Genomic DNA, 19,463 nt, shown 5'->3' with positions numbered 1-19,463 from the left:
CCGGACTACACCAGAAAGTTGCCGGTCACTCGCCGAAGAGCAGTGGGTGGACTGGACCGGAAAGTTTTCAGCGCAGGAACAGCGGCAGCAGCGGGTCGACGATGCCGAGGAGGGTGTCGAGCGAGACCTCACGCGACGGGTTGGTGAGGCCGGTGACCCGGACGACGCGGCGGCCCTGGCGGAAGACGAGTTCACCTTCGTCGGGCAGGTAGTAGCCGGGCCGGCCGATCGGGGCGAGGCGCGGCGGCGGCACCCGTTGGGCCTCGGGGATGGTGGGCTGGTCGAAGGCCTCGACGATCGCCACTGTGGCGTCGTACGTGCCCCAGATACAGGTCAGGGCACCGTTCACCCGATAGTCCCGGCGCAGTTGGACATGCGCGCCGACGAAATTCTCCGCTGCCGAGTTCGACACCTGGCACGCGGAGTCGGACTGCCGCGCGTTCCGAAGCGTCTTCGGTACGGCGTCCCGCGTGGCCAACGCGATCGCCACAGCCTTGGCGCGGTCGATGCTCCCCGCCGTACTGCGGTCGATCCCGCCGGCCGGAGTGATCCGGACCGCTCGGTCACCGACGGGGAAGACCATCCGCGATTCCGCGATCCGGGCCTGCGGACCGAGCTCGGTCAGCGGCCTGGGGGAGCCGGCGCCGGAGAGCAGCCGGTCGAGCGAGTCGGACTGGAGGGGGAGTGCGCTGACTCCGATCGTCACCGGCCGGCCCTCGACCAGGAGCGTGCAGAGGTCCAGCGCCGGCAGGCCGCCGTCGTTCCAGGCGCTCGGCTTCGCGGTGACGGTGACGTGGAGTGACGCGGTCAGCGTGCTGGTGATCGCCGTACACACCTGTGGTCCCGGTGCGCCCGCCGTACCGTCCAGTCCCTCGGCCTGGGGTGGGGCGACCACGGTCGGTACGACGGCTGGTGCCGGCGACGGGCTCGGGACCGGCCGGGCGCCGTCGGCGCGACGGGCCACTGAGCAGCTCGAGGTCACCAGGACGAGGGCCAGCGCGCAAGCGACGGCGCAGAGCCAGCCCGCCCTCCGTCGCATGACCGCACCTCCTCGCCTCACGGCATGTCTCCAGCATCGCGCGAAACCGGTTCTTCCGCAGGTTCATCACCGAGGATCAGCGGCCGGTTGGGTGGTATGTGACCGGATGGTGATCCGGCTCGACTACGATCGCGTCGCCATGCTTAACAGATTCCGGCAGTTCTGGACCAAGGTGATCACGCCGATCGCCAACCTCCTGCTCAAGCTCGGCGTGAGCGCCGACGTGGTCACGCTGGTGGGCACCGTCGGCGTGTGCGCCGGTGCGCTGATCTTCTTCCCGCGCGGCCAGTTGTGGCTGGGCGTGGTGGTCATCACCTGCTTCGTCTTCTCCGACCTGATCGACGGCCACATGGCCCGGACGTCGGGCACGTCGTCGAAGTGGGGTTCGTACCTGGACTCCACCCTCGACCGGCTCGGCGACGGCGCGGTCTTCGGCGGCCTGGTGCTCTACTACGCCAACTCGAACGCCGGCGACTCCACCCTGATGGCCGCGGTCACGCTGTGGGCGCTGGTGATGGGTGCGACCACGTCGTACGCCCGGGCGAAGGCTGAGAGCCTCGGTCTGCAGGCGAGCGGCGGCCTGGCCGAGCGTGCGGACCGGCTGGTCGCGGTACTCGTGATCGGCTTCTTCTCCGACGTGCTCAACCTGCCGATCCTGCTCCAGATCGTGCTCTGGGCGCTCGCGATCGCGAGCACCATCACCGTGATCCAGCGCTCGCTCTCGGTCCGCAAGCAGGTGCTTGCCGACCCGGCGAACGCCGGCCTGGACACGCCGCCCGCGCCCACGGAGCCTCCGGCCGAACCGGACACGAAGAACACAACTGAGTGATGGACGGCCTTCGCCAGCGGGTGGTCGATCTGGCGTTCGCGCTGGCCTGGACCCTGGTACGACGCCTGCCGGAACGGACCGTCACCTGGCTGTTCCAGCGGGCCGCGGATCAGGTCGTACGACGGAACGGCCGGGGCGTACGGCGGTTGCGCGGCAACCTGGCCGTGGTCCGTCCGGATGCGGACCTCGACGCGCTGACCCACGCCGGAATGCGGTCGTACCTGCGCTACTGGCAGGAGGCGTTCCGGCTGCCCGAGTGGACCGACGAGGAGATCGTCGGCCGGGTCCGCACGGTCAACGAGAAGCTGCTCCGCGATGCGTACGCGGCCGGTCGCGGTGTGATCTGCGCGCTCCCGCATCTGGCGAACTACGACCACGCGGGAGCTTGGGCCGGCCGGACGGGGATGCCCGTGTCGACCGTGGCGGAGCGGCTGCAGCCCGAGTCGTTGTTCGACCGCTTCATTGCCTACCGCAAGAAGCTCGGCATGGAAGTGCTTCCGCTCACCGGCAGCGACCGGGACGTCACCCGCGTACTGCTGGAACGGCTGCGAGCCGGTGGCTTCGTCTGCCTCGTGGCCGACCGGGATCTGTCCGAGCGTGGCGTTCCGGTGACGTTCTTCGGCCGCCCGTCGCGGATGCCGGCGGGACCGGCTGCGCTGAGTCTGAGGACCGGTGCGCCGCTGATCCCCGCAACCCTGCACTACGACGGGCCGCACCTGGTGATCACGTTCCACGACGCGATCGACACCGACGGTGGGGCCGCCGCGATGACGCAGCGCTGCGCCGACGCGTTCGCGCAGGGGATCGCCGCTCACCCTGAGGACTGGCACATGCTGCAGAGAATTTTCGTGGACGAGTAAGAATCGTTCCGTGAGGATCGGTGTGGTGTGCCCGTACTCGCTGGGCACGCCCGGCGGGGTGCAGAACCACGTCCGCGACCTCGCCGAGGCCTTGCTGGCCCTAGGCCACGAGGTCTCCGTCCTCGCCCCCGTCGACGACACCGACGCGGTCCCGCCGTACGTCGTTTCGTCCGGCCGTGCTGTCGGTGTCCCGTACAACGGGTCCGTCGCCCGCGTCACCTTCGGCCCGCGCACGGCCGCCCGGGTGAAGAGCTGGCTGGCCGAGGGCCACTTCGACGTCGTCCACGTGCACGAACCGACCACCCCGAGCGCGTCGATCATCGCGCTCTGGTCCGCCGACGGGCCGTTCGTCGCGACCTTCCACACCTGGCAGGTCCGGTCCCGTGCGATGAGCGCCGCGGCCGGGCTGCTCCGCCCGGCATTGGAGAAGATCGACGCCCGGATCGCCGTCTCGGAGAACGCGCGCTCGATGATGGTCCAGCACATCGGCGGCGAGGCAGTGGTGATCCCGAACGGCCTCTACACCGACCGTTTCCAGGGCACGCCGCGTCCGGAGTGGCAGGGTGACGACGGCACGATCAGCTTCCTCGGCCGGATGGACGAACCCCGCAAGGGTCTCGGCGTCCTGCTGAAGGCAGTTCCCGCCTTGGTTGCCGAACGCCCGCAGCTGCGGGTGCTTGTGGCCGGCACCGGTCAGGCGGATGAGGCACGACGGTCGTTGCCGGCGAGCTGTCGCGGCAACGTGCTCTTCCTCGGTGCCGTCGATGACCAGGCCCGGGCCGACATGCTCGCGGGTTCGGACCTGTACGTCGCCCCGCATCTCGGCGGTGAGAGCTTCGGCATCGTCCTGCTCGAGGCGATGGCCGCGGGTGCGCCGGTGCTGGCGAGTGACTTGGCCGCGTTCCGGCAGGTGCTCGACGGTGGCCGGCTGGGGGAGTTGTTCGAGCCAGGCGATTCCAACGAGCTCACCGCGCGCGCTCTCCGCCTCCTCAGTACGCCCGACGAACGTCTCAAGCTCCGCCTGGCCGGACTGAGCGCCGTACGGCGGTATGACTGGTCGGTGCTGCTGCCTGAACTGCTGTCCGTCTACGAGCTCGTTGCCCGGCGGTAGGCGTCGAGCAGCGCGTTGCGGGCGTCGCCGGGGAGTGAGTCGGCGGGCAGGTCGGTCAGGGCCTGTGTCGTCTGGCGCATCTGGTCGAGGTAGCGCTCGCAGCCGTCGCACAACGCCAGGTGGTCGATGAAGTCCTGCTCCGCCTGGGCGTCCAGGTCGCCCTCGAGGTACGACGTGACCCGCTCGACGAACTCACGGCAGTCAATGTCGCTCATGACACCTCACCTTCCCGCATGTAGTACTCCTCCAGTTTGCCGCGTAAGAACGCCCGCGCCCGGTGCAGCAGCACCCGTTGGTTCGCTGCCGAGATCCCGAGCAGCTCGCACACTTCGTCGTACGGGCGTCCCTCGACATCCCGCAGTACGACGACCAGCCGCTGGCGCTCGGGCAGCTCATCCAACGCCTCGGCCAGCCGCTCGCGGACCTCCCCGCTCAGCAGTCCCTGCTCCGGCGACGGCCAGGCCGGCGGGAAGTCCCACCAGTGGCCGGGGAACGGGACGCCGGCCGGGCGAAAGCGGCTTGGGTCGACGGTCGGGCCGGAGTCGTCCACGCTGCTCATCGGCACCACCTTGTGCTCGCGGGTGCCGCGCCGCTTGGCCGTGTTGGTGAGGATCCGGTAGACCCAGGTCTTCAACGACGACCGGCCCTCGAACCGTTCGATGCCCTCGATCACCGCGAGCCAGGTCTCCTGCACGACCTCCGCGGCCGACTCCTCGGTCGACACGAACGACCGCGCCACCCGCAGCATCCCGCCCGACCAGCCGTCCAGCAGCAGCGCGAACGCATCCTCGTCCCCGCTCCGCAACCGCTCGGCCAGTACGTCGTCCGCCGGCAACCCAACCACCGACTCAGCGTAGTGGAGCACGGTGCCGAACCCAGACGAGAGCAGCACCGGCCAGCGCGACCGCGCCGGTCAGCATCCACCCGGACACGTAGACGCCGAACTGTTTGCTCACGGCACCGAACACCAGCGCGAACGGTGTGAACACCAGCCACGACACCGCACCGATCCCGGACGCCACACCGGTGCGGATCGTCGACGGTACGGCGTCATGCATCAGCTGGCTGACGTGGATCCCGATCACCACGAGCAGGAAGGTGAGCGCGACCATCGCGACCGTCAACGCCGCGAGGTCCCGGCTGCTCGTCAGCGTCAGACAGGAGGCGAGCATGACCAGTACGACGATCGCCACCGGGACGGGCCGATCGAGGCGAAGCCGGCCGGCCAGCAACCCGCCGACACCGAGCGTCGCGACCAGCAGCGCCCAGAACGGTCCGTAGAACACGGCCGACGCCTCGAGCGTGAGCAGCCACAGCGGCCCGAACTCGAACATCGCCTGCAGGATCATCGCCGCCATGATCGACGCCGCCGCGATCGGGACGAGCCGTCCGCGATGGGTGATCGCTCGGTAGGTGACGGTGAGGTGCTCCCGCAACGAGGTCCGCTCACTGACCTGGTGCAGCCGAGGCTCACAGAACCGCCTCAACGCGATCAGGTAGAACACCACGAACGGCACGGTCAGGAAGTACGTCGCCCGGGTCGACAAGACCGAGGCGAGCCATCCGCCGGCCAATGCACTCAGCACCAGCGCCACGCTCTCGACGAACCGGACCCGGCCGATCTGCCGCTCGTACGCTTCGCCGTCCCCGGTCTCCTCGAGCACGACGTCGTACACGACTGCCTCGATCGTCCCGGACCACATTGCGAAGTACAGCCCAAAGAGCAGCGCGGCAACGATGTACGTCGGGACGTTCCAGCTCACCGCGCCGACGATCACGCTCAGCACCAGCGCGACACCCGCCAGCATCAGCACACCACGCCGCGACCACCGGTCCGCGAGGATTCCCGAGGCCACCTCGGCGAGTGGGATGAGTGCGGCGTACGCGGCGACCATCACGCCGATCGTCGCCGCGTCGAACCCGATCTCGCTCATGAACAACTTCTCGACCGGCACCCACAAGGCAAACCCTTGGAGAAAGGTCCCGACCCACAACGGCGCCAGCCGCCGCCTCAGCCCGTTCGCGGGGACGACGCACTGCTCGACAGGTGCTGTGGCGACAGCGTTCGACATGACTACCTCTGCAGGGCTCGGGGTTATCCGGTCAGCCCTGCAGTGTCATGAGGCGCGGAAGCGTTACACGAGCTTGGCGGCGCTCGCCTTGATCTCTTCCATGTCACCGGGAGTCGGGTGCCAGGGGAGCTGCAGCGGGTCGTCCTGGTAGCGGGGGATCACATGCAGATGGGTGTGGAACACGCTCTGCCACGCTGTGGCACCGATGCAGCTGAGCAGGTTGGCGCCATCCGCGTCCAGGCGCTCGATGACGCGGCTGACCAGAGACTGGGCGAGCAGGGTCGCCGCGGTCAGGTCCTCGGCGTCGGCCTCGCGGAGGTCGGTCGAGTGGACGCGCGGCACCACCAGCAGGTGGCCGGCGGTCGCCGGGTTGATGTCCATGAACGCGATCGCCCGGTCGGTCGACGCGACCTGCGTCGACGGAATGGTCCCGGCCACGATCGCGCAGAAAAGACAGTTCTCGGTCATCGGCCCAGGCTAGTGCCTCGGTCGCAGTACACTTCGCGGGCCGGACCCCGCCGCTTGAGGAGCCCCATGCCGGACGAACTGTTGCGCCCGACCATCGGCGCCGGTGTGGACATGAAGGTGCGTCCGTGGCGGCTGATGTCGCAGACGTACGTCGCCTTCTTCGGCGGTGTGATCGCCTCGACGGTGATCGCGTTTCTCAACGCCCGCCGGCTCGGCGTGGACGCGGCCAAGCGCCGCCTGGTCCTGCTCACCGGCGCGGCAGGCCTGGTCGGTGTGATCGCGGTCTTCGCTCTGCTGAACGCGGAAGCCGACGTCACCTCCGGGTTCCGGGTCGCGGTCCGGGTCGTCGCCGTTTTGTGCTGCCTCGTGCAGCTGCGGATCCAGCGGCCGATGGATCGCGCCTTCCAGCTCCGCGGCACCGACTATGGATCGCTCTGGGGCCCGGGCCTCGCGGTGACGATCGGCGGCGCGGTCGCGGAAGCATTCATCCTGGTCATCGTTGCGAGGGCACTGTGAACGAACCAACCGAGGCCCGCCTGCAGATGGCCGGCCACTGGCTGCGGATCGGCCACCCCGAACGCACCCTCGACGAACTCCGGGGCCTCTGGGGTGACGCCGCGGTCGACTACCGCGCGTACCTGTTCCGCGGCGCCGCTCTACACGCACTCGACCGCAACGCCGAGGCCGTCGACGTACTGAAGGACGGCCTGGCTCAGCACGGGCCGTTCCTCCCGATGCTGCACGTGCTCGGCTCCTCGCTGCGCGCCGAGGGTCGCCTGCCCGAGGCCGAGGCCGCGTTCCTGCAAGGCCTCAGCCTCGACCCGAACGACCCGGACCTGCTGATCGGGTACGCGCACGTCTGCCTCACCGCCGGACAGGCCGAGAAGGCGAGCGCCCTGGTCGAGCGTGCCGCCTCGTACGCACCCGAGAGCGCCGCGGTCTCGGCCGCCCGCGCCCAGGTCGCGTTCGCGCTCGGCAAGGACCGAGACATGCACCGCCACAGCACCGAGGCCCTCTCACATGACCCCGAGGACCCGGGTGCCCGAGCCCTGCACGGTACGTCGTCGATGCTCACCGGCGACTCGCGATCCGGGTACACGTCGTTCGCCTCCGCGGCCGCCTCGCAACCCGGCGACGCGGACCTGCGTGCGGCCGCCCGCGAGGCGAAGCTGATCAACCACCCGCTGATGCGCCCGCTCCGCCCGTTCCAGCGGTTCAACCCGCTGGTCGTTTGGATCGCCGCGGTCGCAGTCATCTACGGACTCCGAATCGCCGGCCTCGCACCGCTGGCGTTCATCTTCGCGATCGGCTGGTTCGGCTTCTGCATCTACTCCTGGGTCGCCCCGCCGCTGCTCCGACGCTGGATCAACCGGAGGTGGGGAGGAGCATGAGTAACGACCGGATCGCCGCGTTGCGGAAGGCGGTCGAGGCCAACCCGGACGACGTACTGCTCCGGCTTGTCCTGGCTGAGTCCCTCGTGGGCGCTGAGGACATCGAGTCGGCTCTCGATCAGTACGTCGTACTGCTCGATCAGCGGGGGTTGCCGGACGATCAGTTCGTGTCGGTCGGTGAGTTGGCGGCTGCCAACGGGCGGCTCGCGTTGCTGCGGAACCTGCTCGAGGCAGCCCGACAGCAAGGGGTCGTCGAGGGGACCGGGCGGCTGCAGCAGTTGGTCGACGAGATGATCGCCGAGCGTAGCGGGGTCAAGATCAAGGTCGGACCCGAGGCCGAGACGCCCTACGAGGTGGATACGCCGAAGGAGACGACCACCTTCGACCAGGTCGGCGGGATGGACGACATCAAGCGGGTCATCCACCGGATGGTGATCCTGCCGCTGAGCCGGCCCGAGCTGTACGAGAAGTACGGCCGGAAATCGGGCGGCGGCGTGATGCTCTACGGGCCGCCGGGCTGTGGGAAGACGCTGCTGGCCCGGGCGACCGCGGGGGAGTGCGGATTGCCGTTCGTCAACGTCCGGATCGAGGACGTGATGGATCCGTACCTGGGCGTCTCCGAGCGCAACCTGCACGCCGCCTTCGAGCGCGCCCGGGCGAACGCGCCGTGTGTGCTGTTCCTGGACGAGCTCGACGCGCTGGCCTTCGCGCGGCACAAGCACGGCGGATCCGAGGCGCGCAGGCTGGTCGACGTACTGCTGCAGGAACTGGACGCGATCGGCTCCGAGAACGGCGGCCTGCTCGTCCTCGCGGCGACCAACGCGCCCTGGGATGTGGACGAGGCGATGCTCCGGCCGGGCCGGTTCGACCGGGTCGTCTTCGTCCCGCCGCCGGACGAGCCCGCGCGGTCCGACATCCTGAACGTGCTGGTCAAGGACGTCCCGGCCGACGGGCTGGACCTGAAGGCGCTGGCCGGGCAGACGCCGATGTTCAGCGGCGCGGATCTGCGCGCGCTGATCGAGCGCGGCATCGACCGGGTGATCGACGAGGCCCTCAGCAGCGGTGGCGAACCGCCGCTGTCCATGCGTCACCTCACCGAGGTGCTGCCGACGGTCAAGCCGTCGACGCTCGACTGGCTGCACCGCGTCCGGTCGTACATCGAGTTCGCCAACCAGAGCGAGCGGTACGACGACGTCGCGGCGTACCTCCGTACCCGCGACGTCCGTCGCCGCCTCAGCTGACTACCCAGACTTCACCTTCGCCGCGGCCGAGTCGGGCATCGGTTCGTAGCGGGAGAACGAGCGCGTGAACGACGCGGCGCCGTGCGAGAGCGACCGCAGGTCGATGGCGTAGCGGGTGATCTCCACCTGCGGCACCTCGGCCTTCACCAGCGTGCGGTCTTCGCCGACCTTGTCCGTGCCGAGCAGCCGCCCGCGCCGGCCTGACAGGTCGCTCATCACCGGTCCGACCAGCTCGTCCGGCACCATCACCGAGACGAGGTCGACCGGCTCCAGGAGGCTCACCTTCGTCGCGGAGGCGGCCTCGCGTAGCGCCAGCCCGCCGGCCATCTGGAACGCCATGTCCGACGAGTCGACGCTGTGCGCCTTCCCGTCGAGCAGCGTGACCCGGATGTTGACCATCGGATAGCCGGCCGCGACACCCTTCTCCATCTGGGCCCGCACGCCCTTCTCCACACTCGGGATGAACTGCCGCGGCACCGCCCCGCCGACCACCTTGTCGACGAACTCGAAGTCGGAGCCCCCCGGCAGAGGCTCCACCTCGATGTCGCAGACGGCGTACTGGCCGTGGCCGCCGGACTGCTTCACATGCCGCCCGTGCCCCTTGGCCTTCCCGCCGAACGTCTCCCGCAGTGGCACCCGCAACTCCACGGTGTCGACGGTCACGCCGTACCGGTTCGCCAAGGCATCGAGTACGACGTCCGAGTGCGCCTCACCCATGCACCACAGCACGATCTGATGCGTCTCCGGGTTCTGCTCGATCCGCAAGGTCGGATCCTCGGCCGCCAGCCGCTGCAACCCGACACTCAGCTTGTCCTCGTCCGTCTTGGCATGTGCCTGGACGGCGATCGGCAGCAACGGCTCGGGCATCGTCCACGGCTTCAGCAGCAACGGCTCCGCCTTGTCGGACAGCGTGTCACCGGTCTCAGCCCGGGTCAGCCGCCCGATCGCGCACAGGTCGCCCGCGACCACCGCGGACGCCGGTCGCTGCACCTTGCCGAGTGGGAACGACAGCGTGCCGATCCGCTCGTCCTCGTCGTGGTCGGCGTGCGAGCTCTCACCGAAGAACGACGTGAAATGGCCCGACACGTGAACCGTCGTGTCGGGCCTGATGGTGCCGGAGAACACCCGGACCAGGCTGACCCTGCCGACGTACGGGTCCGACGTCGTCTTCACCACCTCGGCGAGCAGCGCTCCGCTCGGGTCGCAAGCCATCCCCGTGCGCGGTACGCCGTGCGGCGTGAACACCTCCGGCAGGGTGTGCTCGGGTGGTGACGGGAAGCCACTGGTCGCGACTTCGAGCAACTCCTGGGTGCCGACGCCGGTCCCGCTGCAGACCGCGATGACCGGGAAGAACGAGCCGCGGGCGACCGCGCGCTCGAGGTCCTCGATCAGCACCTTCTGGTCGATCTCCTCGCCGGCGAGGTAGCGGTCCATCAGCGACTCGTCCTCGGACTCCTCGATGATGCCCTCGATCAGCGAGCCGCGAAGCTCCTCGATCTGGTCCGCGTACGACGCGTCCGGCGCCGAGGTGGACCGTTTGCCGGCTGTGTACTCGTAGTACGACTGGGAGAGCAGCCCGATCAGCCCGTCACCAGCGGGCAGGTAGAGCGGCAGCACCTTGTCGCCGAACGCCGCCTGGGCGGCGGCGAGTGCGTTCTGATAGTTCGCCCGGGCATGGTCGAGTTTGGTGATCACGACGGCCCGCGGCAGGCCGACCTGGTCGCACTCGTGCCACAGCGCCTTGGTCGGCTCGTCGACACCCTCGTTCGCCGAGATGACGAACAGGGCGCAGTCGGCGGCCCGGAGTCCGGCTCGCAGTTCGCCGACGAAATCGGCGTACCCGGGGGTGTCGATCAGGTTGAGTTTGACACCGTCGTGCGGCAACGAGGCCAGTGAGAGCCCGACCGACCGCTGCTGGCGGATCTCGGCGTCGTCGAAGTCGCAGACCGTGGTGCCGTCCAGCACGGTGCCGGGTCTGGTCAGGACGCCGGAGGCCACCAGCAGGGCCTCGACGAGGGTGGTCTTGCCGGCTCCGGACGGGCCGACGAGCACCACGTTGCGAATGGCGGCCGGGCTGTCCACAGCGGGGGCGGCTCCGGTGCCCTGGGAAGTGTTCGTCTTGTCTGCCATGACGTTCCTCCTGGTCCACCCACGATTCCTCCAACGGCCACTCAGCACAAGAGCCATCGCATCGCGTTTTCCGCTGACACGTCAGCGTGGTCCCACCACCGACCCCGGCGGTCGGTACTGTCACCGCATGCGAAGGGCCCTCGTCACGGCGATCACCATCCTCATCACCGCACTGGCCTTGGCCGGTTTCGCGACACCCGCCTCAGCCGCTCCGGGTGACGAGGTGAAGAGCTTCCAGATCGACTACACCGTCACCCCGGACGGCGTACTCCAGGTGAAGGAGACGATCGCCTACAGCTTCGGCAGCACCGGCCGGCACGGTATCTACCGCGACCTGGTCATCCGCGAACCGTGGCTGGACGACGATTCGAAGGACCAGGAGTACCAGGTCTCGAACATCGCGGTGGACAGCCCGACCGGGGCAGCCGACGAGTTCAGCACCGAGACCACCAAGTCGAACCACGACCGCTACCAGACGCTGCGGATCAAGATCGGCTCCGAGGACGAAACGATCTCCGGGTACGACGCGACGTACGTGATCACGTACGACGTCCGCGGCGCGCTCCGGCACTTCGACGACCACAGCGAGCTGTACTGGGACGCGACCGGTTCCAGTTGGGAGGCCGTCCTCAACCAGGTCACGGTCAACGTCACCGTGCCCGATGGGGTGACGCAGGTCGAGTGCTTCACCGGTACGGCGGGATCGACGCAGGACTGCCCGCAGAAGACGGTGAGCGGCGGCAAGGGCATCTTCAGCGCGAGCGACCTGCCTCGAGGCGAACAGTTGACCATCGTCGCCGGGATCAAGGCCGGCGTGGTCAGCAACGACACTCCGATCCTGGTCGACCCGCCGAGCTGGTTGAAGCGGGAGGGCATTACCGTCCCGACGCTCATCACCTCCCTCGCGGCGACGGTGATCGCGATCGCGGGCGCGCTGCTCTACGCGAAGAAGGGCAGCCCGGATCAGCGGTTCGCCGGTATGCCGCCGGGGACGTTCCCGCCGGACGGGATGGTCGCGCAGCCGGTCAAGGACGAGCTGTCCGAGGACCAGATCCCGGTCGCGTTCGCGCCACCTCGCATACCGGTCGCCGAGGGTGGCCTGCTGATCGACGCGAAGGCGAACACCACGGAGACCGCCGCGACGCTGATCGACCTGGCGGTGCGGGGCGGCGTACGGATCGAGAACACCGGGAACTCGCAGAACGCCGTACTGGTGAATCCGGCGGCCGCGACGGCTCCGCATGAGCAGATGTTGCTGTCTGGGCTGTTCCCGTCGCTGCAGCCGGGGTCGTCGGTCGCGCTGCGCCGTGGTGCGGTCGGTGATCACACGATGCGGCGGGCGCACGACGGGATGATCGCGGCGCTGCGGGACCAGGTGAAACAGCGCGGGTGGTATCTGCGGATGCCGCGGCGGGGTGGCGGCGCGGTCTTCAAGAACGGCTTCGGCTGCGCCTGCATGGGGATGATCGGGATCTGGGTGTTCGGCGCCGGGCTGATGGGGACCATCGTCGGCGCGGCGACCGGGGGACTGGGCCGGGCGGTGGTGATCGGGCTGCCGGTGCTCGCGGTGATCGTTGCCATCGGCATCTGGATCGCCAAGCGGGCGCGCGGGCAGCGGAACCCGGCCGGCCGGGCGGTGACCGACCAGTTGATCGGGTTCCGGAAGTACCTGGCCACTGCGGAGGCGGAGCAGCTGCGCTTCGAGGAGGGCGAGGACATCTTCAGCAAGTACCTGCCCTGGGCGATCGCGTTCGGCCTGGCCGACCGCTGGCAGCGGGTCTGCGCCCAACTGGTGGCAGCTGGGCGGATCACCCCGGACCCGTACTGGTACGTCGGCCCGTCCTACTACAGCTCCGGCTGGACCGCTGGAGCCATCAGCAGCACTGTCGCCAGCACCTTCGACCCACCACCCACGCCATCCAGCAGCTCTGGAGGCGGCAGCTCCTCCGGATTCAGCGGCGGTTCCTCCGGCGGCGGAGGCGGTGGCGGTGGCGGCGGTTCCTGGTAAACCTCAGACCTTGCCACCGGCGATGGGGGGAGCCGTCGGGTCGTTGGCTCCGCCGTCGCCGGCGCCTTCGCGGGCGAGGAAGTCCTCGAGGTGGAACAGGTTGTCACCGGCGCGCTTCGCGACGTTGACCAGCGTGTTCATCGCGGCGACCTCCTCGACCTGCTCCTTGAGGAACCACTGCATGAACTGCTCGCCGATGTAGTCGCTCTCGTCCCTGGCGGTCCGGGCCAGCGTCTCGATCTGCTTGGTGACGGTGATCTCCTGCTGCAGTGCCAGCTCCAGCGGCTCCAGCGCGGACTTGAAGTCGAACACGACCTCGCCGGCGCCCGGGACGTGCGGCCGGACGTCCTTGTCCAGCAGGTACTGCACCATCATCATCGCGTGGTTGCGCTCTTCCAGGGCCTGCTTGTAGAAGTGCGAGGCCAGCTGCGGAAGATCCTGGTCGTCGTACCAGACAGCCACTGCCACATACTGCTGTGACGCCGTGAATTCGTTACGGATCTGTTCTTGCAGAAGTTTCTCGTACGTGCTCATTCCGCCAATCTAGTGGCCGCGGGTGGATTTCTCACCGTTGGCGAGGCTCGCCTAACCCGCTCGGTTCGGTCCCAGTTCGACCACCTCGTCACCGGCGCCGGGCAGGCTGATCCGGACGGTGGTGCCGTCGACCGCGATATTGATGCCTTCGGCAAGCGCTTCGGGCCGGAGCGCGTCCCGGGTCAGCAGTACGGCGCTCACCAGCACGAGCGGATCGCCGCCGTGCGGAGCCGTCAGGTACGGCGTCGCCGAGTGCGTACCGTAGGCGTTCGCACCCAGTCCACGGTGTACTCCGGCTTCGTCGTACCCGTGCAAACCGACCACCGCCGACAGCAGCCCGTCGTCGTTCCGCGCCGACACCCACCGATCCCCGGCAGTTGCCTCAGGCAAAGACTCGCCGGCGACCGCGAACCCACCGCTACGCACCATCGCACCCGCCGGTCCCTCGACCAGCGCGCACCGGATCTCCCAGCCACCGTGCACGACCGAGGTCGTGTCGATCCGCCACGGGCCGTCCGATCCCAGCCACGCCTTGTGCCACGACGACGCCGTACGCCCGCTGACCGAGATCCGCCGGATCCGCCCGCGCGAGCTCGACCGCCCGTCCGCGTCGACCAGCGAGATCAGGTTGTCGATCCGCGGCGCGTGGTCGGACAGCTCCGGACCCGCGTGGTTCGCGTACGCCAACCGGTTGTAGTGCGGATCGCCCTCCGGCTCCACACCCTCAGGCTCGGCCACCGGCGCGTGGTCGGCACCGTGGTTCACCAGCTGCACGACCTGGTCGTGCCGGCTCGCGTGCACGATCCACCCCGGCGCCGGCATCGCCCGTACCTGGTCTGCATCGTCCAGAGGCACCGAACCCTCCGGCTCGGTCCACACCGGATGCTCCGGCGGCAGCACCAGCCCGATGAACCCCTTCGACGCCCAGTACGGCGAGCCAGGTCCGGAGTACTGCTGTGTGGTCGGCAGGAAGGTGTCGTACCACCCCAACGTCAGCAGCCCGCGCTCATCCGGCACACCGTGCTGCACGAAGTGCCGGGCGATCCCGGAGCACAGCCGCCGCGTCTGCCCGGGCGCCAGGGGAGTGGCGTCCAGCAACGCGCCCATCCAGTACGGCGTAGCCGCAGCCATCCGATAGGTCAGTGACCGACCCTGGTACAGCGGTGCACCGTCGTTGCCGACCAGATGCACGGCGTCCTCCAGGAACAGCTGGAGCCTCTCGCGGTACAGCTTCAGCCGGTCCTCGTACGCCGCACCGGGCGTGGCAGCCGCCATCCGCGTCCACAACCCCGGGTAGAGGTGCATGGCCCAGCCGATGTAGTTGTCGAAGTTCTGCCCGTCGCCGTCCGAGTACCAGCCGTCACCGACGTACCAGTCCTCGATCCGGTCCAGCCCGCCGTCGATGTCCTCCTGCGAGTACGGCGCTCCGACCGACGCGAGGAACTGTTCGCTCACGACCTGGAACAGCCGCCAGTTGTTGTCGTGCGTGGTCGACCCGTTGAACCCGCCGAGCCACTCCGCCACGTGCTCCTGCGCCCGGGTGTCGAGGCGGTCCCAGATCCACTCGCGCGTCTCGTGCAGCGCGACCGCGATCGCGGCGGCCTCGACCATCTGCTGCGAGCGCGGGGTGAGCCGCAGCCACGCCTCCGGGTGGTCCGGGTTCGCGCCGTTCGCCACACCACGGGCGTACCGCTCGATCAGCTGCTCACAGCCCTTGCCCTGTACGCCGGCGATGCGGAAGGCGGCCAGCATGAACGACCGCGCGAAGCCCTCGAGGGCGTCGGACGCCGTACCGGATCGGCTCGGCCGGCCGGGCAGCGCGATCAGCGACGCACCGGGCGAGAAGTACGGCACGAGCGAGTCGAGCAGGTGGTCGGCCAGAGCCTCCCAATGCGCCCGGCTCCACCCGGTCTGACGGGACAGAACACGATCGGTATCAGGCAGAACGAGGCGGGTCATGGGGCCTCCCGGTATGGACTGAGGAATGAAGGGAGCGAAGCGACTGGAGTGACGAGGGAAGACCGGGAGCCAAGGCCCCATGACCCCGCCGGCACCGGAGGCCCGGCCATGAGTGCGGTCATGCAAGTCTCCCGAGATCGGCGGGGCTGATGGCGTGTTGCAGGGGCTGGCCGGTGGTGAGGCGCTCCAGCTCACTGACGGCGAGTTCGCCGAGGCGGGCGATCTCGTTGCCGACGGCACCGGCGACGTGCGGGGTGACGAAGACGTTCGGCAGGTCGAGCAGCGGCGAGTCCGGCGGCAACGGCTCCGGATCGGTCACATCGAGGACGGCGTCGATCCGCCCGGACACGCATTCACGCTCGAGCGCGGCCGCGTCGATGATCTTGCCGCGGGCGGTGTTGATCAGCACCGAGCCGTCCCGCAGCAACCCCAGCAGGCGCGCGTCCACGAGGCCAGTGGTCTCCGGAAGCAGTGGCGCGTGCACGCTGAGGATGTCGCTGCGGCCGAAGAGTTCGTCGTTGCCGACCAGTTCGGCTCCGAGGTCGGCCGCCTCGGACTGAGTCAGATAGGGGTCGCTGATCAGTACGTGCAGGTCGAAGGTGCGCAGGCGCTCGGCGACCATCCGGCCGATCCGCGATGCGCCCAGCAGGCCGACCGTCGTACCGTAGCTGCCCGGCATCCCGTGCGGATCCGTCTTCCTCCGGTCGATCCGGTACTGCGCCGCCAGCCGGAACGCCCGCTTTCCGGCCAGGACGACGGCCGCGACGGTGAACTCGGCCACCGGCAGCGCGTTGGCGTGCGCGGCCGAGGACACCTGGACGCCCCGGTCGAACGCCTCCGGCGCGACGATCGCCTTCACCGAACCCGCCGCGTGCAGGATCGCCTGCAGCTTCGGCGCCGCCTCCAGCACCTCCGGACTGATCCGCGGGCACCCCCACCCGGTCAGCAGTACGTCGACGTCGGGCAGCGCGGCCAGGACCTCCCGGTCGTCGAGGAACGTCGTGCCAGGACCGACCGGGAGAACGGTCGCGGTCGCCTCCAACCGGGCCATCACCCGGGGGACGAGGACGCGAGCCCGGCTGGCGTCGTTCATAGCCAGCATGACGGTCAGGGCGGAGTCTGGTTCGCTGCTCACACCAGCCAACCTAGCAAGCGCTTTCCAATGCTGTCTTCCCCGGTGCCGAATTGTGAAAAGAACCTTAAAGATTCCGGTGCCGGAATTTGTGGGCGGAGGGCAAGCGTTAACAGGGGAGAGGGCAGGATCAAGGGGCCTTCCCGCCCTGTTGGCCACGATGAAGGAGACGACGATGCTGCGACCGGACGACCTCTACGAGATCGTCGACGAGTCGGTGGCGACCGGCACGGCGGCGACGCCGAAGGTGCTGGTGCATTCGCTGGACGGATTCATGGACGCGGGTCAGGCGGGCCGGGTCACGGCCGACCACCTGCTCGAGGTGCTGGACAGCCGGCTGCTCGCGCGGTTCGACGTCGACCTCCTGCACGACTACCGGGCCAGGCGGCCTGAGGTCACGTTCGCCGAGGACCGGTTCATCGACTACACCCCGCCGCGGCTGAACCTGCACCTGCTGAAGGACGACGCGGGCGTCGAGTTCCTGCTGCTCGAAGGCGTCGAGCCGGACAACCACTGGAATCGGTTCGCCGGCGCGGTCCGGCAGCTGATCGATCGGTACAACGTGACGCTCACGGTCGGCGTCCACGGCATCCCGATGGGCGTCCCGCACACCCGCCCGCTCGGACTGACCGCACACGCGACCCGGCCCGAGCTGGTCACCCGGTCGAACATCTGGGACGGCGAGATGCGGCTGCCCGCGAGCGCCGGCACGATGCTGCAGGTGCGGCTGGGCGAGGCCGGCAAGGACGCGATGGGCTTCGCGGTCCACGTCCCGCACTACCTGGCCGAGAACCGCTTCCCTGGCGCCGCGCTAGCGCTGGTCCACGCGATCTCGGCGGCAACCGGCCTGCTCCTCCCTAGCAAGGCCCTGCTCGACGAGGCTGCCGTCACCGGCCGCATGGTCGACGAGCAGGTCGAGGCATCGGAGGACGCGAGCGCGGTCGTGAACGCCCTCGAGACGCAGTACGACGCAGCCGCCGGCTCACTGAGCCGTGGCAGTCTCCTGGCCGGCTCCACCCCGTCAGCCGACGAGCTGGGCGCCGAGGTCGAGCAGTTCCTCGCCGAACTCAACCGCGAAGACGACAAGTAGCCCCGCGCGCGGCGCAGGGCTTGGGGCTTGAACAGGATCTGGGGGCCTGGGACACGTTATTACCTGTCCCAGGCCCCCGGATCTTGTTCAGGGGTTGTCAGGCTGCGACTTTTGCCCGGCCGGAGGAGCGGTTGAAGATGCTGTCCAGGCTGACCCGGCCGGCGCCGACGACCGCCAGCGTCAGCGACAGCAGTCCGAGTACGCCGACCAGCTCCCAACCGCCGTCCGCGACGAAGACGCCGTTGGACAGGTGGACGAACGCCAGCGCGCCGACCATGTCCAGCGCCAGCAGTACGCCGACCGCCGGCGTCAGCAGACCGAGGATCAGCGCGATCCCACCCAGCAGTTCGATGCCGGTCGCGTAGTAGGCGGACAGCGTCGGCGCGGGCACGCCCATCTTGTCGAACATGGCGGCCGTACCGTCCAGGCCGTTGGTGCGGAACTTCTGCCAGCCGTGCGCGATGAAGACGATGCCCAGCCCGATCCTCGAGAGCAGCAGGACGAGGTCGCGGGCGGCGGCATTGCGGGTCAGGCTCACAGATTTCTCCTCAACAGGTTTGGTGATTGAGCGTTCAACCATAGCCTACCGACGGCCACCGAAACCTCACCGAAAGAGTCCGCGTGACCGGAACCACAGCCGGTACGACGTCCGCCGGTGCCGATCGCACCTCGTCGTACCTCCTGGACCTGTCAGGATGAGGCATGCCCGAGTCGCTGGAGGACCTGGTCGAGTTGCTCGACCTCGAGAAGATCGACGTCGACCTGTTCCGCGGACGGCAGCCGCAGACCTCGATGCAACGCGTGTTCGGTGGTCAGGTGCTCGGGCAGGCGCTGGCCGCGGCGAGCCGGACGGTCGAGCCCGAGCGGACCGTGCACTCGCTGCACGGGTACTTCCTGCGTGGCGGGGACACGTCGGTGCCGATCATCTACCGACCGGAGCCGACCCGCGACGGTGGTTCGTTCAGCAGTCGCCGGGTGGTCGCGTCGCAGAACGGCAAGCCGATCTTCTACATGTCGGCCTCCTTCCAGCGTCCAGAGCAAGGTCTGGACCATCAGGACCCGATGCCGGGCGACCTGGTTTCCCCGGACGAGGCGCCGACGCTGGCCTCTGTCTTCGAGGCGCGCTCGGGCCGCAAGGCGGCCGACTGGGACAAGGAGTGGGCGGCGCTCGACGTACGCCTGGCCGGTGTCACCGGCCGCCAGTTCTGGATCAGGGCCGCAGGCAAGCTTCCCGACGATCCCGCCTTGCACGCTTGCGTTCTGGCCTATGCGAGCGACCTGACGTTGCTAGGGGCAAGCTTGCTCCCGCACGGCATCGTCATCGGCGACCGCCGCATCCAGCCCGCCTCCCTCGACCACGCCCTCTGGTTCCACCGCCCCTTCCGCGCCGACGAGTGGCTCCTCTACGACCAGGCCTCCCCGTCGGCCTCCGGCGCCCGCGGCTTCGCCACCGGCCGCCTCTTCACCGAGGACGGCCACCTCATCGCCTCCGTAGCCCAAGAAGGCCTCATCCGCCCGGTCGGCCTGGACCTCGACTAAGTGGGCGGCTTCCTGGCAGCTCACCAGTTCGGCGCGCTTCCGGGAGCACCCAGCGAGTCG

19 protein-coding genes are annotated in these 19,463 nt (G+C 69.0%); 9 read left to right on the top strand and 10 right to left on the bottom strand.

Translation table 11 applies throughout. The features are described 5' to 3' along the window. Positions 1–67 precede the first annotated feature (67 nt). On the bottom strand, positions 68–1,039 hold the full coding sequence (locus tag EV652_RS35990) for a hypothetical protein (protein ID WP_242002205.1): 972 nt from the start codon (positions 1,037–1,039) through the stop codon (positions 68–70). 139 nt (positions 1,040–1,178) lie between these two features. On the opposite strand from EV652_RS35990, the gene pgsA reads away from it, so the two are divergent. Genes pgsA through EV652_RS35975 form a run of 3 tightly spaced genes read left to right on the top strand, consistent with a single transcriptional unit; the run spans position 1,179 to position 3,839 of the window. Continuing rightward, complete coding sequence (gene pgsA, locus EV652_RS35985) at positions 1,179–1,868, top strand: phosphatidylinositol phosphate synthase (RefSeq protein ID WP_242002204.1); 690 nt, start codon at positions 1,179–1,181, stop codon at positions 1,866–1,868. After that, entirely contained in the window at positions 1,868–2,728 is an 861-nt protein-coding gene (locus EV652_RS35980; protein WP_132213955.1) for a phosphatidylinositol mannoside acyltransferase, read from the top strand. The genes pgsA and EV652_RS35980 overlap by 1 nt, the downstream gene beginning before the upstream one ends. Positions 2,729–2,738: 10 nt before the next feature. Continuing rightward, a complete protein-coding gene (locus EV652_RS35975; protein ID WP_132213953.1) occupies positions 2,739–3,839 on the top strand; it encodes a glycosyltransferase family 4 protein in 1,101 nt (366 codons plus the stop codon). Here EV652_RS35975 and EV652_RS35970 read toward each other — a convergent pair. The 4 genes from EV652_RS35970 to EV652_RS35955 form a co-directional block, all read right to left on the bottom strand. Next, positions 3,815–4,054: an anti-sigma factor family protein gene (locus EV652_RS35970; protein WP_132213951.1), complete on the bottom strand. Its 240-nt coding sequence runs from the start codon at positions 4,052–4,054 to the stop codon at positions 3,815–3,817. The genes EV652_RS35975 and EV652_RS35970 overlap by 25 nt on opposite strands. Next, positions 4,051–4,683 carry an RNA polymerase sigma factor gene (locus EV652_RS35965; protein ID WP_242002203.1) on the bottom strand — a complete coding sequence of 211 codons (633 nt, stop codon included), beginning with the start codon at positions 4,681–4,683 and terminating at the stop codon, positions 4,051–4,053. Before EV652_RS35965 ends, EV652_RS35970 begins: the two co-directional genes overlap by 4 nt. A 4-nt stretch (positions 4,684–4,687) precedes the next feature. After that, positions 4,688–5,911, bottom strand: a complete 1,224-nt coding sequence (locus EV652_RS35960; protein WP_132213949.1) for an MFS transporter — start codon at positions 5,909–5,911, stop codon at positions 4,688–4,690. Between the two features lie 63 nt (positions 5,912–5,974). Continuing rightward, positions 5,975–6,379, bottom strand: a complete 405-nt coding sequence (locus EV652_RS35955) for an HIT family protein (protein WP_132213947.1) — start codon at positions 6,377–6,379, stop codon at positions 5,975–5,977. A 66-nt stretch (positions 6,380–6,445) separates the two neighbouring features. On the opposite strand from EV652_RS35955, the gene EV652_RS35950 reads away from it, so the two are divergent. From EV652_RS35950 to EV652_RS35940, 3 genes are read left to right on the top strand one after another with little or no spacing between them, the layout of a single operon-like run. After that, positions 6,446–6,895, top strand: coding sequence for a hypothetical protein (locus tag EV652_RS35950; RefSeq protein ID WP_132213945.1), 450 nt, complete (start codon positions 6,446–6,448; stop codon positions 6,893–6,895). Further along, on the top strand, positions 6,892–7,770 hold the full coding sequence (locus tag EV652_RS35945; protein WP_132213943.1) for a tetratricopeptide repeat protein: 879 nt from the start codon (positions 6,892–6,894) through the stop codon (positions 7,768–7,770). The genes EV652_RS35950 and EV652_RS35945 overlap by 4 nt, the downstream gene beginning before the upstream one ends. After that, complete coding sequence (locus EV652_RS35940) at positions 7,767–9,011, top strand: AAA family ATPase (protein ID WP_132213941.1); 1,245 nt, start codon at positions 7,767–7,769, stop codon at positions 9,009–9,011. Before EV652_RS35945 ends, EV652_RS35940 begins: the two co-directional genes overlap by 4 nt. Here EV652_RS35940 and EV652_RS35935 read toward each other — a convergent pair whose 3' ends face one another. Further along, positions 9,012–11,141 (bottom strand): elongation factor G-like protein EF-G2, encoded by a 2,130-nt coding sequence (locus EV652_RS35935; RefSeq protein WP_132213939.1) that lies wholly within the window; start codon positions 11,139–11,141, stop codon positions 9,012–9,014. 127 nt (positions 11,142–11,268) lie between these two features. On the opposite strand from EV652_RS35935, the gene EV652_RS35930 reads away from it, so the two are divergent. Then, positions 11,269–13,149: a DUF2207 domain-containing protein gene (locus tag EV652_RS35930; protein WP_132213937.1), complete on the top strand. Its 1,881-nt coding sequence runs from the start codon at positions 11,269–11,271 to the stop codon at positions 13,147–13,149. A gap of 3 nt (positions 13,150–13,152) precedes the next feature. On the opposite strand, the gene EV652_RS35925 is transcribed toward EV652_RS35930, so the two are convergent. The 3 genes from EV652_RS35925 to EV652_RS35915 form a co-directional block, all read right to left on the bottom strand. After that, positions 13,153–13,683, bottom strand: coding sequence for a ferritin (locus EV652_RS35925; protein ID WP_132213936.1), 531 nt, complete (start codon positions 13,681–13,683; stop codon positions 13,153–13,155). Between the two features lie 51 nt (positions 13,684–13,734). Next, positions 13,735–15,642 (bottom strand): DUF2264 domain-containing protein, encoded by a 1,908-nt coding sequence (locus EV652_RS35920; RefSeq protein ID WP_132213934.1) that lies wholly within the window; start codon positions 15,640–15,642, stop codon positions 13,735–13,737. A gap of 118 nt (positions 15,643–15,760) precedes the next feature. Further along, positions 15,761–16,777 (bottom strand): hydroxyacid dehydrogenase, encoded by a 1,017-nt coding sequence (locus EV652_RS35915; protein ID WP_242002202.1) that lies wholly within the window; start codon positions 16,775–16,777, stop codon positions 15,761–15,763. A gap of 172 nt (positions 16,778–16,949) precedes the next feature. Here EV652_RS35915 and EV652_RS35910 point away from each other — a divergent pair, with 172 nt between their 5' ends. Beyond that, entirely contained in the window at positions 16,950–17,864 is a 915-nt protein-coding gene (locus EV652_RS35910; protein WP_132213932.1) for a proteasome assembly chaperone family protein, read from the top strand. 97 nt (positions 17,865–17,961) lie between these two features. Here EV652_RS35910 and EV652_RS35905 read toward each other — a convergent pair whose 3' ends face one another. After that, the gene (locus tag EV652_RS35905) at positions 17,962–18,402 is read right to left on the bottom strand and encodes a DoxX family protein (protein ID WP_242002201.1); all 441 of its coding nucleotides are present in this window, start codon (positions 18,400–18,402) and stop codon (positions 17,962–17,964) included. A 164-nt stretch (positions 18,403–18,566) separates the two neighbouring features. On the opposite strand from EV652_RS35905, the gene EV652_RS35900 reads away from it, so the two are divergent. Next, complete coding sequence (locus EV652_RS35900) at positions 18,567–19,403, top strand: acyl-CoA thioesterase (RefSeq protein WP_132213928.1); 837 nt, start codon at positions 18,567–18,569, stop codon at positions 19,401–19,403. Positions 19,404–19,463: the final 60 nt, after the last annotated feature.

Source organism: Kribbella steppae (genome assembly GCF_004342025.1).
Taxonomy (GTDB): Bacteria; Actinomycetota; Actinomycetes; order Propionibacteriales; family Kribbellaceae; genus Kribbella; species Kribbella steppae.
Note: the sequence above shows the minus strand (reverse complement) of the source record. Positions and strands in the feature narration are given on the sequence as shown.

Bases quoted from the DNA above. Each gene is read 5' to 3' on its own strand.
- pgsA (WP_242002204.1), top strand. From the start codon at position 1,179: ATGCTTAACAGATTCCGGCAGTTCTGGACCAAGGTGATCACGCCGATC.
- EV652_RS35930 (WP_132213937.1), top strand. From the start codon at position 11,269: ATGCGAAGGGCCCTCGTCACGGCGATCACCATCCTCATCACCGCACTG.
- EV652_RS35960 (WP_132213949.1), bottom strand. From the start codon at position 5,911: ATGTCGAACGCTGTCGCCACAGCACCTGTCGAGCAGTGCGTCGTCCCC.
- EV652_RS35990 (WP_242002205.1), bottom strand. From the start codon at position 1,039: ATGCGACGGAGGGCGGGCTGGCTCTGCGCCGTCGCTTGCGCGCTGGCC.
- EV652_RS35980 (WP_132213955.1), top strand. From the start codon at position 1,868: ATGGACGGCCTTCGCCAGCGGGTGGTCGATCTGGCGTTCGCGCTGGCC.
- EV652_RS35950 (WP_132213945.1), top strand. From the start codon at position 6,446: ATGCCGGACGAACTGTTGCGCCCGACCATCGGCGCCGGTGTGGACATG.
- EV652_RS35900 (WP_132213928.1), top strand. From the start codon at position 18,567: ATGCCCGAGTCGCTGGAGGACCTGGTCGAGTTGCTCGACCTCGAGAAG.
- EV652_RS35935 (WP_132213939.1), bottom strand. From the start codon at position 11,141: ATGGCAGACAAGACGAACACTTCCCAGGGCACCGGAGCCGCCCCCGCT.
- EV652_RS35970 (WP_132213951.1), bottom strand. From the start codon at position 4,054: ATGAGCGACATTGACTGCCGTGAGTTCGTCGAGCGGGTCACGTCGTAC.
- EV652_RS35910 (WP_132213932.1), top strand. From the start codon at position 16,950: ATGCTGCGACCGGACGACCTCTACGAGATCGTCGACGAGTCGGTGGCG.
- EV652_RS35955 (WP_132213947.1), bottom strand. From the start codon at position 6,379: ATGACCGAGAACTGTCTTTTCTGCGCGATCGTGGCCGGGACCATTCCG.
- EV652_RS35940 (WP_132213941.1), top strand. From the start codon at position 7,767: ATGAGTAACGACCGGATCGCCGCGTTGCGGAAGGCGGTCGAGGCCAAC.
- EV652_RS35920 (WP_132213934.1), bottom strand. From the start codon at position 15,642: ATGACCCGCCTCGTTCTGCCTGATACCGATCGTGTTCTGTCCCGTCAG.
- EV652_RS35925 (WP_132213936.1), bottom strand. From the start codon at position 13,683: ATGAGCACGTACGAGAAACTTCTGCAAGAACAGATCCGTAACGAATTC.